Origin of the sequence: Microbacterium sp. Gd 4-13, from assembly GCF_003095395.1 — a bacterium.
GTDB lineage: Bacteria > Actinomycetota > Actinomycetes > Actinomycetales > Microbacteriaceae > Microbacterium.
In genome coordinates this window covers 222102-237421 of the sequence record NZ_QEIJ01000001.1, presented here as the reverse complement: position 1 = coordinate 237421, position 15320 = coordinate 222102, and the positions used below count along the sequence as shown (strand labels likewise).

Genomic DNA, 15320 nt, shown 5'->3' with positions numbered 1-15320 from the left:
GCGCCTCCCGGCGAAACACACGCATCGGCTGAGACCCACCGCCTGGCGGTGTGTCTCGCCCGAAAAGTGCGTATCAGCGGGGGTTGCGACCGGGCGTCAGCGGGCGGTCGCGAGTCCGAAGCGCTCGGGGGTGTGGATCGTGGAGGCATCGACGGCGTATGCCGAGGTCAGCTCGTCGACGATGTCGGCCGTGCCCAGGTATCCGCCGAGCAGGAAGACCCGCGTGTGGGCTGCGGACTCGGCGTCGCAGAGCATCTCGCCGGCCCACCCCGTCACGGCGCGGGTCAGTGCCTCACCGGGGGTGCACGAACGGGCGGTGCCGGGCGCGCCGGCGCGACGCGAACGGTCGAGCCAGGTGACCGTCATGCGGGCGGGGGCACGGAGGGGGCCGATCCACGACGCGTCGGGCACCTCGATGAACACGCGACCCGTCGAACAGATCGGGAGCGTCACGAGCAGCGTCTCGAGCTCGACCAGCGACGACTCGTCGGCCGTGATGAGGTGCTGCACGCGCGTGTGACGCGACGACCGGCAGACGGTCTCGTTGTGCTCGTTCTGGGTACCCATGACCCTCTCACTATACGCGAGGGAAGGGTTGCCTCACCTTATGTCGGGCGAACGATCAGGATGCGGCGCAGCTCGGCGATCTCGTCGTCGCCGAGTCCCTGGGCACGCAGGTAGTCGCTCGGTGATCCGTACTCGCGCTCGAGCCGGGCCAGCAGGTCTCGCATCACGGGCGCCGGCGACCGGGTCGCGAGCTCCTCGAGATGGAGCGCCTCGGGATGCATCGCCCGCAGCCGGGCGATGACCTGCGTGTTGCGTGACGCGGGCAGCAGGGTCTCGGTGCGGGCGTAGTCGTCGACCACCGCGTCGAGGTCGACACCCGCTGCGGCGAGGGTGAGGGCGACGGTCACCCCGGTGCGATCCTTGCCGACCGTGCAGTGGACGAGCACGGGTTGGTCGACGAGGACGCTGCGCACCACCTCGACCACACGGTCGGCCGAGTCCTCGATGAGGCTGTCGTACAACTCGCCCAGGCTCGGGTCGTTGCGGAAGAAGGACGCGACCGAGCCGAGGAACAGGGGCACGCGCTGGGTCGTGAGGTCGAGTCCGTCGACCCGACTCGGCGAGCGCGTCACCTCCTCGTCGTCGCGGAGATCCAGGATGCGGCGCAGTCCGAGTCCGCGGAGGGATTCGGCCCCCGCGGCGTCGACGTCGGCGAGATTTCCCGACCGGTAGAGCACACCACTGCGGGTGAGGCCGCCCTCGGCCGGCAGACCCCCGACATCGCGGAAGTTCATCACGCCCGAGACGAGCGTCGGCGGCGCCTCGCTCATGCCTGCGCCTCGCGGGCCGGCACGGCGTAACGACCGGCGATCGCGACGCGGTTGAAGGCATTGATCGCCACGAGGATCCAGCTCAGCCCGACGTACTCCTTCTCGCTCAGGATGCTGCCGACGTGGTCGTAGACCTCGTCGGGGATGCCGTCCTCCGAGATGAAGGTGAACGCCTCGGCCAGCTCGAGGGCGGCACGCTCGCGGTCGGTGAAGACGCCGGAATCGCGCCACACCGCGACCTGCGCGATCTCGTCGGCCGTGACGCCCGCCGCGACGGCGCGGTCCACATGCACCCGTACGCAGAAAGAGCACCCGTTCAGCTGCGACGCGTGGATCTGCACCAACTCGCGCAGTCGCGGCTCGATACCCGAATCCGACGCCACCGCGCCGACGGTCTTCGCGAACGCCTCGAGAGCGCGATACGCGTCGGGGGCCGATCGCGACAGGTGGACACGCGCTTCATCCGTCATGCGACCAGCCTAGGCGCGCGCCGCGCGCGTGTCCGGGCAGAATAGCCGCGTGACCGACTTCGACGAGTTCTCGTTCCTGCCCGACCAGGCCGCCGAGGCCGGGTTGACCGTTCCGATCCCCCGGGGCGAGCGTCTCACCCTGACCCTCCCGGACGGACGGACCCTCAGCGCGGTGCGCTACGGCGGCTCGGCCCCCGAAGTCACCCTCCTCCACGGCGCGGGACTGAACGCGCACACGTGGGACACGACGATCCTGGCGCTCGGCCGCCCCGCGCTGGCGATCGACCTGGCGGGGCACGGCGATTCGTCGTGGCGCGACGACGCGGCCTACACCCCGCGAAACCTCGCGCCCGACGTCGTCGCGGCGCTGTCGGAATGGACCGACCGCCCGCAGGTGCTGGTGGGTCAATCGCTCGGGGGCCTCACGGCGGCCCCGGTCGCCGCATCCGCCCCCGACGCCGTCTCCCGTCTCCTCATCGTCGACATCACCCCGGGCGTCGATCCCGACGCCGGCCCCACGCAGGTGCGCACCTTCTTCGCGGGGCCCACCGACTGGGCGTCGCGCGACGAGCTCGTCGACCGAGCACTCGCGTTCGGTCTCGGCGGCGGCTCCCGCGAGAAGGCGGCGCGCGGGGTGTTCCTCAATTCCCGGGTTCGCGCCGACGGGCGGGTCGAGTGGAAGCACCACTTCGCGCATCTCGCCGCAGCCGCCGCGAACGACGCCGGAGGCACTCCGTCGCGCGACGACGCTGTCACGGCGCTGCTGTCGGGCGCGGGCTGGGACGACCTCGCGGCCGTCCGTGCCCCGATCACGCTGATCCGCGGCGAGCGCGGGTACGTCACCGAGGCGGATGCCGCGGAGTTCGCCCGTCGCGTGCCCGCGGCGCGCACCCTCACCTTCGCCTCGGGGCACAACGTGCAGGAGGACGCACCGGTCGAGCTGGCGCGGGCGATCGCCGACCTCCTCTGAGTCCGCACACGCACCGACCTGTGACGTTCCGCGTCACCGTCGCCTCACGCACCCGCGCGGAACCATAGGCTGGTAGGCACACCGAGATTGCCTGCCCGCGGCGTCCGACAGCATCGATGACGCCGCCTCCTGGGGAAAGGACCCGCCCGCACATGCCCCGCCGCGCCACCCTCGCCACTGCCGCCCTCTTCGTCACGGGGGCCTTGATCCTCGCGGGGTGCTCCAGTTCACCGTCCCCGGCACCGACATCCGTCGGCGCCCCCGACCCCGACGCGACCCTCACGATCGCCGCGACGCTCGAGCCGTCGAACCTCGACATCCGTCACACGTCGGGGGCAGCCCTCGACCAGGCGCTCATCGACAACGTCTACGAGGGGATCGTCTCCCGCGATCAGGACAACAATGTCGTCCCGAAGCTCGCGAGCGCCTACGAGGTCTCCGACGACGGGCTGACCTACACGTTCACCCTGCAGGAGGGCGTCACCTTCCACGACGGAAGCGCCCTCACCGCCGACGACGTCGTCACCTCGCTCACCACGGCGAAGGACGACCCGACCGTCCAGGGCAACTCCGACCTCGCGGGCGTGACCTCGATCACCTCCCCCGACGCCGCGACCGTCGTCGTGACGCTGGCCGAGCCCAACAGCGACTTCCTCTTCTCGCTCACCGGGCGCGCCGGTCTCGTCGTCCGCGCAGGTGACACCACCGACCTGCAGACCAAGGCGAACGGCACCGGCCCCTTCACGGTGTCGCAGTGGGCGCAGGGCCAGAGCCTGACCCTCGACCGGGCGGACGCCTACTGGGGTGAGCAGGCCGGCGTCGCCGAGGTCGTCATCGACTACATCCCCGACCGCACGGCGGCCGCCAACGCCGCCCTCGCGGACGAGGTCGACGTCACGCTCGAGCTCGACCCCGAGTTCCGCGCGCAGATCGAGGACAGCGGCCTGTTCACCATCGAGACCGGACAGACCACCGACAAGGGCACACTGGCCTTCAACAACGCCGCTCCCCCGCTGAACGATCCGAAGGTGCGCGAGGCGCTGCGCCTGGCGATCGATCACGATGGGCTCGTCGAGGCCATCGGCGGCGTCGGCTCGACGCTCTACGGTCCGATTCCCGAGCTCGACCCGGGGTACGAAGACCTCTCGGATCTCGTGCCGTTCGATCCGGATCGCGCGAAGGAGCTGCTGACGGAAGCCGGCCAGGAGGATCTCGAGCTCACGCTCACGATCCCGAACATCTACGACGCGACCATTCCGACCTACCTCGTGTCGGCGTTCAACGACATCGGTGTGACGCTCACGGTCGAATCGGTCGAGTTCTCCGTCTGGCTCCAGGACGTCTACACGAACAAGGACTACGAGCTCAGCTTCGTCCGCCACGTCGAGGCCCGCGACTTCTCGAACTGGGTCGACCCCGACTACTACTTCGGATACGACAACCCCGAGGTCCAGTCCCTCTACGCCGAGGCCGTCGCCTCGGTGGACGAGGACGAGGCGAACACCCTTCTCGCCCAGGCCGCGCGGATCGTGTCGGAAGACAACGCGGCCGACTGGCTCTTCGCGGCGGCTCCGCTGGCCGCGGTGAGCACGCAGGTCGGCGATTTTCCGAAGAACTCGTTGAACGTGCGGCTTCCGCTGGCCGGCGTGACGGTCTCGTCCGAGTGATGCGCTCGAAGAACTGACGGTGTCCTCGCGGTGATGCGCTACGCGGTGACGAGGATGGTCCTGCTCCTGGCAGGCCTCCTCGTCGCCAGCGTGCTCATCTTCCTGACGCTGCGTGTGCTCCCCGGCGACGTCGCGGCGGTGATCGGGGGCACCACCTCGTCGCCCGAACAGGTCGCGGCCATCCGCGAGGGCCTGGGACTCGACCGGGCGCTGGTGGTGCAGTACACCGACTGGATCGGCGGACTCCTGCGCGGCGACCTCGGCACGTCGCTGCTGACCGGCGCTCCGGTCGCCGACGAGCTCGCCTCCAAGGCGCAGGTCACCGTGCCCCTGGGCGTGATGTCGCTGCTGATCGCCCTGGCCTTCAGCGTCCCCCTCGGCGTCGCCTCCGCCCTGCGCCGCGGCCGCGCCGACGGCACCGCGCTGAGCGTGGCGGCCCAGTCGCTCGCGGCCGTGCCGGTGGTCTGGGCGGGTCTGATGCTCGTCGTCGTCTTCGCGGTCTGGCTCGGCTGGCTGCCCGCGCAGGGCTTTCCCCGCAACGGCTGGGACGACCCCGCCGCGGCCATCCGTTCGCTGATCCTCCCGGCACTCACGATCGGGGTGGTGGAGGGGGCGATGCTCATGCGCTTCGTCCGCAGCGCCACGCTGCAGGCGATCGGTCAGGACTACGTCCGCACGGCGGCGGCGAAGGGACTCACCCGCACGCGGGCGCTGATCCGCCACGGGCTCCCCAACGTCGCGCTGTCGATCATCACCGTCCTCGGTCTGCAGATCGCCGGGATCGTGGTCGGCGCCGTCATCATCGAGCAGCTGTTCTCGCTTCCGGGCGTCGGACGGATGCTGGTCACCGACGTCGGGCAGCGAGACCTCCCCAAGGTGCAGAGCGAGCTGCTCGCTCTGACGGGCTTCGTGCTCGTCATCGGGTTCGTCGTCGATCTCGTGCAGCGACTCATCGACCCCCGGCAGCGGGAGGCAGCATGAGCACCGCGAGACCCGCCGCGCGTCTGGCGTGGCTCCGACGCCTCTGGGCGCTCGGCACCGGGCGTTTCGGTCTCATCGTCGTGGCGGTCGTCGTCGCGACGGCGATCGTCGCGGCCTTCTGGACCCCCTTCCCGCCGCAGCAGGTCGACATCGGCGCCCGCTGGTCGTCGCCCGGCTGGCCGCACCTGCTCGGCACCGACGACACCGGGCGCGACATCCTGAGCCTGCTGATGGCGGGGGCGCGCACCACGCTGATGGTCTCCCTCGGGGCGGGCGTGGTCGCAACCCTGCTGGGTATCGCTCTGGCCGCGCTCGGCGCTCTGACGGCCCGGTGGGTGCGCGAGACGGTGGCGGTGCTGATCGACATCCTCGTCGCCTTCCCCGTGCTGATCATCGCGATGATGATCACCGCCGTCTGGGGCGGATCCCTCGGCGTGGTGATCTGGGCGGTCGGCATCGGCTTCGGGGTGAACATCGCCCGCGTCACGCGCGCGGAGCTGCGTCGCGTTCTGCACAGCGAGTTCGTGCTGGCCGGTCGAGCCAGCGGCCTCTCCCCCGCGCAGAACCTCTGGCGCCACCTGCTGCCGAACGTCGCGCCCGTCTTCATCGTGCAGCTGTCGTGGGCGATGGCCGTCGCCGTCCTGGCCGAAGCCGGGCTGTCGTACCTCGGGTTCGGCGCACCACTCACCGAGCCGTCGTGGGGGGTGCTCCTCGAGCAGCTGCAGCGGTACGTGTCGGTCTACCCGTTGACCGTGGTCTGGCCCGGGCTCGCGATCACCCTGACCGTGCTCGGCCTCAACCTCCTCGGCGACGGGCTGCGCGAGGCCACCGATCCCACGCTGTCGCGGCGCACCGCCGCGTCCCGCCTGCACGTCCCGGAGGTGGTCTCGTGACGCTCGAAGTGCGCGATCTGACGGTCGAGATCGGGGGGCGCCGGGCCGTCGACGCCGTCTCTTTCGACGTTCCCGACGGCGGCCGTCTCGGACTGATCGGCGAGTCGGGGTCGGGCAAGTCGCTCACCGCGCTCGCGATCCTCGGGCTCTTGCCCGACGGGGCGACGGCGGCAGGAAGCATCCGCTGGGATGGCCGCGAGATCCTCGGCCTCCCCGACCGTGACCTCGCGCAGCTGCGCGGCGACGAGATCGGCGTCGTGTTCCAGGAACCGCAGACCGCCCTCAATCCGATCCGCACCGTGGGACGGCAGATCGGCGAGTCGCTGCGCATCCACGAAGGGCTCTCCCGCGCCGAGGCCCGGCGGCGGGCGATCACCGAGGCGGAGAGGGTGGCCCTCCCCGATCCCGCGACGATCGTGACCCGCTACCCCCACCAGATCTCGGGCGGCCAGCGCCAGCGGGTCGCGATCGCCATGGCCCTCGCCTGCCGACCACGGTTGCTCATCGCCGACGAACCCACCACGGCTCTGGACGTGACCATCCAGGCCGGCATCCTCTCCCTTCTCGCAGACCTCGTCCGCGATGCGGGCATGTCGCTCGTGTTCATCACGCACGACCTGGCGGTGCTCGCGCAGGTCGCGACGACGGCGGTCGTGCTCGAGCACGGGCGCGTCGTCGAAGCAGGTGAGGTGTCGCAGCTGCTCGATGCGCCGGCGTCACCCGTCACGCGCGGACTCGTGCGCGACGCGCGCGCCACGCTCTGGCGCCCGGAGGGTCGGTCATGAGCGAGATCCTGCTGCGCGCTCGCGGGCTCACGCGCCGTTACACGGCGCCGCGCCGCGCCCTGTTCACGCCGCGGGTCGTCACGACGGCCCTCGATGCGGTCGACCTCGACGTGACCGCGGGCTCGGCGGTCGGCGTGATCGGCGAATCGGGGTCGGGAAAGTCCACCCTCGTGCGGTTGCTCCTGGCCCTCGACACCCCCACCGACGGAACGGTCGAACTCGACGGCCGCCCGGTGGACGCCCGTCAGAGCGCGCGGTCGCTCCACTGGATGCGCCGACAGACGGGCATCGTCTTCCAAGACCCCTACGCCTCGCTCGATCCGCGCATGAGCATCGGCCGGATCGTCGGCGAGCCGCTGTGGGCGCTCGACATCGCCGGTGACAGACGCGCTCGTGTTCGCGAGGTGCTCGAGCAAGTCGGCCTCGAAGCGGGGATGGCCGACCGCTTCCCCCACGAGTTCTCGGGCGGTCAACGTCAGCGCATCGCCATCGCCCGGGCCATCGTCCACCGACCGGCCGTCCTCGTCGGCGACGAACCGCTGTCGGCGCTCGATGTCACCGTACGCGCTCAGATCCTGCGGCTCCTCGCCGAACTGCGCGCCACCGCGGGGCTCACACTCCTCCTGGTCTCCCACGACCTCGGCGTCGTGCAGAACCTGTGCGACGACGTCGTCGTGATGAAGGACGCACGCATCGTCGAGCGTGGACGCACCGCGTCGGTGCTGCAGCATCCGACCACCACGTACACGCGGTCGCTGCTCGACGCCATCCCGACACTCCCCCAGCCGTAGTCCTCACGACACGGAGGTGTCGGAACCGGCGGTTAGTGTTCGGGCATGTCCCCCGCGATCATCCCCCCGTTCCTGCTCGATCGGCTCGCCGAGACCGACCATCCCCGCTTCGCCCGCGCCGCGGCCGCCGCGCGTGCGACCCTCGCGGTCGGTCGTCCCGACCGGCCCGTCCGGGCGCGCCTGCGACTGTCGATCGACGAATCCGGAACCCTGGTCGCCGAGACCGCGCCGGGTCCCGATCGCATCGTGTTCGACGCCGGCAACACCGAGCGGCTGCCGGGGGCGATCGTGCGGTCCGAAGACGATGCGGCCACCGGCGACGCCGCGGCCGACGAAGCCTTCGACGGCCTCGGCGCCACCTTCGACTTCTTCTGGGATGCGTTCTCGAGAGACGGGATCGACGCCGCGGGCGGCGCGCTGCTGGCAACGGTGCACTTCGGCGAAGACTACGACAACGCGTTCTGGAACGGCGAGCGCATGGTCTTCGGCGACGGCGACGGCGAGGTGTTCATCGGCTTCACGCGGTCGCTCAGCGTCATCGCGCACGAGCTCGCGCACGGGGTGACCGAGGCGGAGGGCGGCCTCGAATACCAGGGACAGTCGGGGGCGATCAACGAATCGCTGTCCGACGTGTTCGGCGTGCTCGCCGAACAGCACCATCTCGGGCAGACGGCCGACAGCGCGACCTGGCTCGTCGGCGAGGGCATCTTCAGCGACGAGGTTCAGGGTCACGCCCTGCGTTCCTTGAAAGCGCCCGGCACGGCGTACGACGACGACGTGCTCGGGAAGGATCCGCAGCCCGGCCACATGCGCGACTACGTCGAGACGACCGACGACAACGGCGGGGTGCACATCAACTCGGGCATCCCGAACAAGGCCTTCTACCTCGCGGCGACCGCTCTCGGCGGCCGCGCATGGGAGCGCGCGGGACGGGTGTGGTACCGCACTCTCACGGGCGGCGCCCTCTCGCCCACCGCCGACTTCGTCGAGTTCGCAGCGGCGACCATCGCTGCGGCGACGGCGGAGTACGGTGAGGAGTCGGAGGAGGTCGCCGCCGTCCGCGCCGGGTGGGCCGGAGTCGGCGTCATCGAGGATGCAGCGAGCCACTGAGCCGACGAGGGTGGTCGTCACCGTCGTCCGATCCGGCGGGATCGCCGGGATGCGGCGCGAGTGGCGGGCAGAACCGGCACCCGACGCGGTGGCTCGGTGGACCGCGCTGATCGACGGGTGCCCGTGGGACGACCCGCCCGCCGTGAAGCACGGAGCTGATCGATACCAGTGGAGCATCCGCGCACGCAGAGACGACGCCCCCGTGCGCGAAGTCCGACTCGGAGACGACAGCCTGGCCGGGCCGTGGCGCACGCTCGTCGACGAGGTGCGCGCGCAGTCCCGCCCCCGTCGACCCGATCGCGCAGGCTGACGCGGCGCGTCAGCCGAAGAGGCGCTTCTTCTTCAGCTTCGGCACACTCAGCTGCAGGTAGACCACGCCCAGCCATCGGCCGAATTTGAAACCGACCCGCCCCATGCGGCCGACCTCGACAAAACCGAGCTTCTGGTGCAGGGCGATCGACGACTCCGCACCCCGGTCGCTGATGGCCGCGACGATCTCACGGATCCCGGCTTCCTGAGCGGCGGCGATGACGGCCTCCATTAGCGCCCGCCCGAGCCCCTTGCCCGCGGCCGCCTGCCCGAGGTAGATCGAGTTCTCCACCGTGTAGCGATAGGCGGACTTGCTCTTCCACGGCTGCAGTAGCGCGTAACCGAGGATCTGGCCCGAGGGTGACTGCGCGACCAGGAACGGCATGCCGAGCTTCTGCAGGTGCGCGTATTTCTCCCGCCACTGCGCGAGGGTCCAGCGCTTCTCGTCGAACGTCACCATCGAGTTCGTCACGTAGTAGTTGTAGATCTCGCGGATGTCGGGGATGTCGCCCTCGCGCACCGGCCGGATCTCGTACGTGAAGGGACGCTCGGGCTCGGGCGTGCGGCGCAGATGCCACGGAAGACGCCGACGGCTCTTGTCGTATTCGTCTTCCAGCATGCCCGCCATTTTATGTGGTCTTCCGGGCGAGCTCGGGCTGCGCGTGGTACCCGGCGGGCTGCGCGTCGTGCCCGGCGGTGACGCATGCCCGAGGCGCCGGCCTTCGGCCGTCGTCTCCCGCCAGTCCCGATGCCAGCGTCTCCGCCCGGCACGACACTCCGCCCGCACCATCGCCCACCCGGCGGTGACGCATGCCCGAGGCGCCGGCCCTCGGCCGTCGTCTCCCGCCAGTCCCGATGCCAGCGTCTCCGCCCGGCACGACGCTCCGCCCGCACCATCCCCCGGCCAGCGGTGACGCATGCCCGAGGCGCAGCCGCGGATCAGGCGGGCAGGCGCCAGTCCACCGGCGTCGCTCCCTGCTGCTCGAGCAGCGCGTTCGCCGTCGAGAACGGCTGGGAGCCGAAGAAGCCGCGCCGCGCCGACAGCGGGGAGGGATGAGCGGAGGCGACGATCGGCGTGTCGCCGAGGAGAGGGCGGAGGTTCGCCGCATCCTTCCCCCACAGGATCGCCACGAGCGGTGCGTCACGTTCGACCAGGCTGCGGATCGCGAGCTCGGTGACCTTCTCCCACCCCCAGCCTCGGTGCGAGCCCGCCTCGCCGGGCGCGACGGTCAGCACGCGGTTGAGCAGCATGACGCCCTGGTCGCTCCAGGCCGAGAGGTCGCCGTGCGGCGCGGGCGGGATGGCGAGATCGGACTCGAGCTCCGCGTAGATGTTCGACAGGCTCCGCGGGATCGGCCGCACATGCCGGTCGACGGCGAACGACAGCCCGATCGGGTTGCCCGGCGTCGGGTACGGGTCCTGCCCGACGATCAGCACCTTCACGTCATCGCGCGGCCGAGCGAAGGCGCGCAGCACGTTCTCCCCCGCGGGCAGGTAGGAGCGACCCGCCGCCACCTCGGCCCGGAGCCTCTCGCCGAGCGCGGCGATGTCGCCGGCGACGGGTTCGAGCGCGTCGGCCCACCCGTCGTCGAGGAGCCCGGCAGAAGATAGCTCGGGCAGCGTCATCGCCACGGTGTCAGGCCTCGTCCTCTTCGACGACGGTCCCCTGTGCCGACCATGGGAAGTCGATCCACAGCGACGTCTCCTTCCAGGAGTAGTCGGGCTGGATGATCGTCGTCGGCTTCGTGTAGATGACGACCGAGCGCATGTCGGCACCGCGCTCGCGCAGCATCGCCACCGCGAGGGCGAGCGTGCGCCCGCTGTCGGCGACGTCGTCGACGAGCAGCACCTTGCGACCACCGAGATACTCGGTATCGAGCGCCGGGCGCAGCACCTCGGGGGCGTCGAGCACGGTGCCGATGCCGGTGTAGAACTCGACGTTCAGCGCGCCGCAGTTCTTGACCCCCAACCCGTACGCGATCGCACCCGCCGGCAGCAGACCGCCGCGGGCGATCGCCACCACGACCTCGGGGACGAACCCGTCACCGAGGATCTCGCGGGCGAGGTCTCGGGATGCGGCGCCGAACCCGTCCCACGTCAGTGTCTCGCGCTCTTCGCTCATGGCCATGGGGTCCTCCTCGGGGACGGTTCGCTCCAGCCTAGGCATCCGGCCAGCCGTGCCCGTCTCCCGCCCTACGCCCGGTGTACTCTCGGGCCCATGTCACGCGCATCGTCCGCCGCTGAACGCCTGCGCGGGTCCTCGTTCGGCATCACCGCCGGGCTCATCGGCTGGTTCGTCGTCGTCGAGCTCACCAGCGGCATCCTGCAGGGCTACTACGTGCCTCTGCTCAGCGACATCGTGGTGCATCTCGGGGTCACCGACGCCGACGTCAACTGGTTCGAGGCGGCGCAGCTGCTGCTCTCGGCACTCGTTCTGCCGATCCTCGCCAAGCTCGGCGACATGTACGGGCACAAGAAGGTGCTCCTCGCCTCGGCGATCCTCACGGCCGGCGCGAGCTGGTGGCTCGTCTTCGCCGATTCGTTCACGACGTTCCTCATCGCGTGGGCGCTGCAGGGCTTCTACGTGGTGTGGCTGCCCCTCGAGATCGCGCTCGTGTTCGAGCGTGGGCGCCGCCAGGCCCGGGGCGTGTCGCAGACGCGGCGCGCTGCCGGCCTGCTCGTCGTGGGCCTCCAGGCCGGCGCGATTCTCGGCGCCCTCGCCGCCGGGCGCCTCTTCGCGGCGACGAGCGAGAACCTGCAGCTGACGCTCATGGTGCCGGCGGTGGCGGTCACGCTCGTCTGCGTGGTCATCTGGCTCGGCGTGCCCGAGTCCGAACCCGTGCCCGGGCGTCGTCTGGACATCGGCGGTTTCGTGCTCCTGGCTTTCGCGCTGCTGCTCGTCACCGGCGCCCTGTCGTTCCTCCGGGTGCCCGACGGGCCCGGCGCGGGTGTCGTCGTCGCCCTGCTCGTCGCCGGTCTCGCGGCCTTGGCCGTCTTCGTCTGGTACGAGCTGCGTCAGACCGACCCCGCGGTCGATATCCGCGTGCTCGCGCGTCCCGAGATGTGGCCGGTACAGGCGACCGCGTTCCTCGTGGGCATCAGCCTGCTCGGCGCGCAGGGTCCGCTGGCCACGTACGCCGGCACGGACGCATCGCTCGGGTACGGCCTCGGACTCGACGCGACAGACCGCTCCAACGTGATCGGCGTCTACCTCGTGTCGCTCATCGTCGGAGCCGTCCTCTTCGCGGTGTTCTCGCGCCGGGGCAATCCACGCCTCATCCTGATCGGCGCCTCGGCGCTCGTGGGTATCGGCTACGCGCTCTTCGTCCCGTTCCACGTCGAGCTGTGGCAGGTGCTGGCGAACCTGTCGATCGCGGGCATCGGCTCGGGGGCACTCGTGGCGGCCCTGCCCGCCGCCGCCGCCGCGGCTGCGCCCCGCGGCCAGACGGGCATCGCCTCCGCTCTGACGAACACGACGAAGACCATCGGCGGCACGTTCGCCTCGGCCGTCTTCGGTGTGGTGCTCGCCGCCGGCGTCGGAGCCGCGGTCGCCAGCACCGCCGCACCCCTGGTCGGCTACCTGACCGTGTGGACCGTCTGCGCGGTCGGTGGGTTCCTCGCCGCGGCGCTGCTCTTGTTCGTCCCGAAGGTCGCGTTCAGCGACGCCGACGCGGCGGATGCGGCCGCCGGACAGACACAGGTGATCTAGTCCTGACGCACCCGCAGCGGTCCGCGGGCGAGCGCGTGCTGCGCGGACTGCGCGACCGGACGCATCGTGACCAGGTCGAGGTTGACGTGGCCCGGAGCCTCCAACGCGTAGGCGATGACACCGGCGACGTCGTCGCCGGTGAGCGGGTTCTCGACATCCTCGTAGACGCGGTCGGCGGCATTCTGGTCGCCGCGCAGACGATTGAGCGAGAATTCCTCCGTGGCGACCATGCCCGGCGCGATCTCGATCACGCGCAGGGGCTCGCCGTTCAGCTCGAGGCGCAGCGCGTGCACGAGCATCGCCTCCGCGGCCTTCGCCGCGTTGTAGCCCGCACCGCCCGGATAAGCGGTCTGGGCGGCGGTGGAGGTCACGAAGACGGTGTCGGCATGGCCGTCGGATGCTGCGGCGTCGCGCAGCAACGGAAGCAGCGCGGCGACGAGCCGCTGGGTCGAGACGACGTTGACCTCGAACATCCACTGCCAGTCGACCGGATCGCCGTGCTCGACGAGGTCGGTGCCCCGAGCTCCCCCCGCCACCTGCACGAGCGCGTGCACGGGGCCGGTCTCGGCGAGCCATTCGGCGAGCGCGTCGATGTCCTCGCCGCGCGTGAGGTCGGCCGCGTACGCCACGATGCCGGTCTCGGCCTCGAGCGCTTCGAGGCGCTCGGCCCGCCGGGCCACCCCCACCACGTCCCATCCCAGGGAGCGCAGCATCCGAGCCGTCGCCTCACCGATTCCGGAACTTGCACCCGTCACCACAACACGTCGCGTCATTAGAGCAACGCTACCCGCGCCCGGCTCCCCCGACGGCTGTTACGCCGCGTGTCCGAAGCGGTGGCGTGTCCGATGCGACGTCCGTAGTCTCACAGCAGGTCACCGCACCCGCCTGACCCAATCCGACTGCAGGAGCCCGATCATGTCCGCACCCGAGAACTGGCGATTCGAGACCAAGCAGATCCACTCGGGCGCCCAGCCCGACCCGGTGACCAAGGCGCGGGCCACTCCGATCTACCAGACGACCTCTTACGTCTTCGACAACGCCGACCACGCCGCGAACCTCTTCTCGCTGGCCGAGTTCGGCAACATCTACACGCGCATCCAGAACCCGACCCAGGCGGTCGTGGAGGAGCGCGTGGCTGCTCTCGAGGGCGGTACGGGCGCGCTCCTCGTCGCCAGCGGTCAAGCCGCCGAGACCTTCGCGGTGCTCAACATCGCCGAGGCCGGCGACCACATCGTGTCGTCGTCGTCGATCTACGGCGGCACCTACAACCTCTTCAAGTACACGCTGAAGAAGCTCGGCATCGACGTGACGTTCGTGGAGAACCAGGACGACGCCGACGAATGGCGCGCCGCGGTGCGCCCGAACACCAAGCTGTTCTTCGCCGAGACGATCGGCAACCCCAAGATCAACGTGCTCGACATCCGCACGGTCGCCGACGTCGCGCACGCCGCCGGCGTGCCGCTGATCGTCGACAACACGATCGCGACGCCGTACCTCATCCGTCCGTTCGAGCACGGCGCCGACATCGTCGTGCACTCGGCGACGAAGTTCCTCGGCGGGCACGGCACGGTCATCGGCGGCGTCATCGTCGACGGTGGCTCGTTCAAGTGGTCGGAGAACGTCGAGCGCTTCCCCGGCCTCACCGAGCCCGACCCCTCGTACCACGGCGCGAGCTACACCGCAGCGGTCGGCGACGGTCTGGCCTACGTCATCAAGGCCCGCGTGCAGCTGCTGCGCGACCTCGGTGCGGCCATCTCGCCGCAGAGCGCGTGGCTGCTCATCCAGGGCATCGAGACGCTGTCGCTGCGCATCGAGCGCCACGTGCAGAACGCTCAGGAGATCGCCGAGTGGCTCGAGGGCCAGCCCGATGTCGCCACGGTCAACTACTCGGGCCTGCCCACCTCCCCGTGGTACGCCGCCGCCAACACCTACGCGCCCAAGGGTGTCGGCGCGGTGCTGTCGTTCGAGCTCAAGGGAGGGGTCGACGCCGGGCGGGAGTTCGTGAACTCGCTCACCCTCTTCAGCCACCTCGCCAACATCGGCGACGTGCGATCCCTGGTGATCCACCCCGCCTCGACCACCCACTCGCAGCTGACCCCCGAGCAGCAGCTCACCACCGGCGTGACGCCCGGCCTCGTGCGGCTGTCGCTGGGGCTCGAGAACATCGACGACCTCAAGGCCGATCTCTCGCAGGCACTCGCCGCGGCTCGCCGCAGTGTGGACGCCGCACGCGTCTGACCCGCAGCATCCGGATGCCCCGGCCGCCCTCACGGGCGCCGGGGCATCCGTCGTTCTTCC

General features: G+C 70.6%; 17 protein-coding genes. 10 read left to right on the top strand and 7 right to left on the bottom strand.

Annotated features, from left to right (window positions below):
• Positions 1-96 precede the first annotated feature (96 nt).
• From DEA06_RS01040 to DEA06_RS01030, 3 genes are read right to left on the bottom strand one after another with little or no spacing between them, the layout of a single operon-like run.
• Complete coding sequence (locus tag DEA06_RS01040; protein WP_116646113.1) at positions 97-567, bottom strand: SIP domain-containing protein; 471 nt, start codon at positions 565-567, stop codon at positions 97-99.
• A 38-nt stretch (positions 568-605) separates the two neighbouring features.
• Positions 606-1337 (bottom strand): tyrosine-protein phosphatase, encoded by a 732-nt coding sequence (locus tag DEA06_RS01035; protein WP_116646112.1) that lies wholly within the window; start codon positions 1335-1337, stop codon positions 606-608.
• Complete coding sequence (locus DEA06_RS01030; protein WP_116646111.1) at positions 1334-1807, bottom strand: carboxymuconolactone decarboxylase family protein; 474 nt, start codon at positions 1805-1807, stop codon at positions 1334-1336. Before DEA06_RS01030 ends, DEA06_RS01035 begins: the two co-directional genes overlap by 4 nt.
• 49 nt (positions 1808-1856) lie before the next feature.
• On the opposite strand from DEA06_RS01030, the gene DEA06_RS01025 reads away from it, so the two are divergent.
• The 8 genes from DEA06_RS01025 (at position 1857) to DEA06_RS00990 (ending at position 9314) form a co-directional block, all read left to right on the top strand.
• Positions 1857-2777 carry an alpha/beta hydrolase gene (locus DEA06_RS01025; protein WP_116646110.1) on the top strand — a complete coding sequence of 307 codons (921 nt, stop codon included), beginning with the start codon at positions 1857-1859 and terminating at the stop codon, positions 2775-2777.
• 152 nt (positions 2778-2929) lie between these two features.
• A complete protein-coding gene (locus DEA06_RS01020; RefSeq protein ID WP_116646109.1) occupies positions 2930-4444 on the top strand; it encodes an ABC transporter substrate-binding protein in 1515 nt (504 codons plus the stop codon).
• Between the two features lie 30 nt (positions 4445-4474).
• Complete coding sequence (locus DEA06_RS01015; protein WP_116646108.1) at positions 4475-5425, top strand: ABC transporter permease; 951 nt, start codon at positions 4475-4477, stop codon at positions 5423-5425.
• Positions 5422-6318, top strand: coding sequence for an ABC transporter permease (locus tag DEA06_RS01010; protein WP_116646107.1), 897 nt, complete (start codon positions 5422-5424; stop codon positions 6316-6318). Before DEA06_RS01015 ends, DEA06_RS01010 begins: the two co-directional genes overlap by 4 nt.
• Complete coding sequence (locus DEA06_RS01005; protein WP_116646106.1) at positions 6315-7103, top strand: ABC transporter ATP-binding protein; 789 nt, start codon at positions 6315-6317, stop codon at positions 7101-7103. Before DEA06_RS01010 ends, DEA06_RS01005 begins: the two co-directional genes overlap by 4 nt.
• Entirely contained in the window at positions 7100-7894 is a 795-nt protein-coding gene (locus tag DEA06_RS01000) for an ATP-binding cassette domain-containing protein (RefSeq protein ID WP_116646105.1), read from the top strand. Before DEA06_RS01005 ends, DEA06_RS01000 begins: the two co-directional genes overlap by 4 nt.
• Positions 7895-7939: 45 nt before the next feature.
• Positions 7940-9004, top strand: coding sequence for a M4 family metallopeptidase (locus DEA06_RS00995; RefSeq protein WP_116646104.1), 1065 nt, complete (start codon positions 7940-7942; stop codon positions 9002-9004).
• Positions 8988-9314, top strand: coding sequence for a hypothetical protein (locus DEA06_RS00990; RefSeq protein ID WP_205781194.1), 327 nt, complete (start codon positions 8988-8990; stop codon positions 9312-9314). The genes DEA06_RS00995 and DEA06_RS00990 overlap by 17 nt, the downstream gene beginning before the upstream one ends.
• A 9-nt stretch (positions 9315-9323) precedes the next feature.
• On the opposite strand, the gene DEA06_RS00985 is transcribed toward DEA06_RS00990, so the two are convergent.
• The 3 genes from DEA06_RS00985 to DEA06_RS00975 all read right to left on the bottom strand — a co-directional run bounded on the left by DEA06_RS00985 (position 9324) and on the right by DEA06_RS00975 (position 11435).
• The gene (locus DEA06_RS00985; RefSeq protein WP_116646762.1) at positions 9324-9932 is read right to left on the bottom strand and encodes a GNAT family N-acetyltransferase; all 609 of its coding nucleotides are present in this window, start codon (positions 9930-9932) and stop codon (positions 9324-9326) included.
• Positions 9933-10252: 320 nt separating this feature from the next.
• Positions 10253-10945, bottom strand: a complete 693-nt coding sequence (locus tag DEA06_RS00980) for a uracil-DNA glycosylase (protein ID WP_205781193.1) — start codon at positions 10943-10945, stop codon at positions 10253-10255.
• Positions 10946-10949: 4 nt separating this feature from the next.
• Positions 10950-11435, bottom strand: a complete 486-nt coding sequence (locus DEA06_RS00975) for a phosphoribosyltransferase (RefSeq protein ID WP_116646761.1) — start codon at positions 11433-11435, stop codon at positions 10950-10952.
• A 96-nt stretch (positions 11436-11531) separates the two neighbouring features.
• On the opposite strand from DEA06_RS00975, the gene DEA06_RS00970 reads away from it, so the two are divergent.
• Positions 11532-13022, top strand: coding sequence for an MFS transporter (locus DEA06_RS00970; RefSeq protein WP_205781192.1), 1491 nt, complete (start codon positions 11532-11534; stop codon positions 13020-13022).
• On the opposite strand, the gene DEA06_RS00965 is transcribed toward DEA06_RS00970, so the two are convergent.
• Positions 13019-13795 (bottom strand): SDR family oxidoreductase, encoded by a 777-nt coding sequence (locus DEA06_RS00965; protein WP_205781191.1) that lies wholly within the window; start codon positions 13793-13795, stop codon positions 13019-13021. The genes DEA06_RS00970 and DEA06_RS00965 overlap by 4 nt on opposite strands.
• 142 nt (positions 13796-13937) lie before the next feature.
• Between DEA06_RS00965 and DEA06_RS00960 the strand changes: the two genes are divergently transcribed.
• On the top strand, positions 13938-15260 hold the full coding sequence (locus DEA06_RS00960; RefSeq protein WP_116646100.1) for a bifunctional o-acetylhomoserine/o-acetylserine sulfhydrylase: 1323 nt from the start codon (positions 13938-13940) through the stop codon (positions 15258-15260).
• Positions 15261-15320 lie beyond the last annotated feature (60 nt).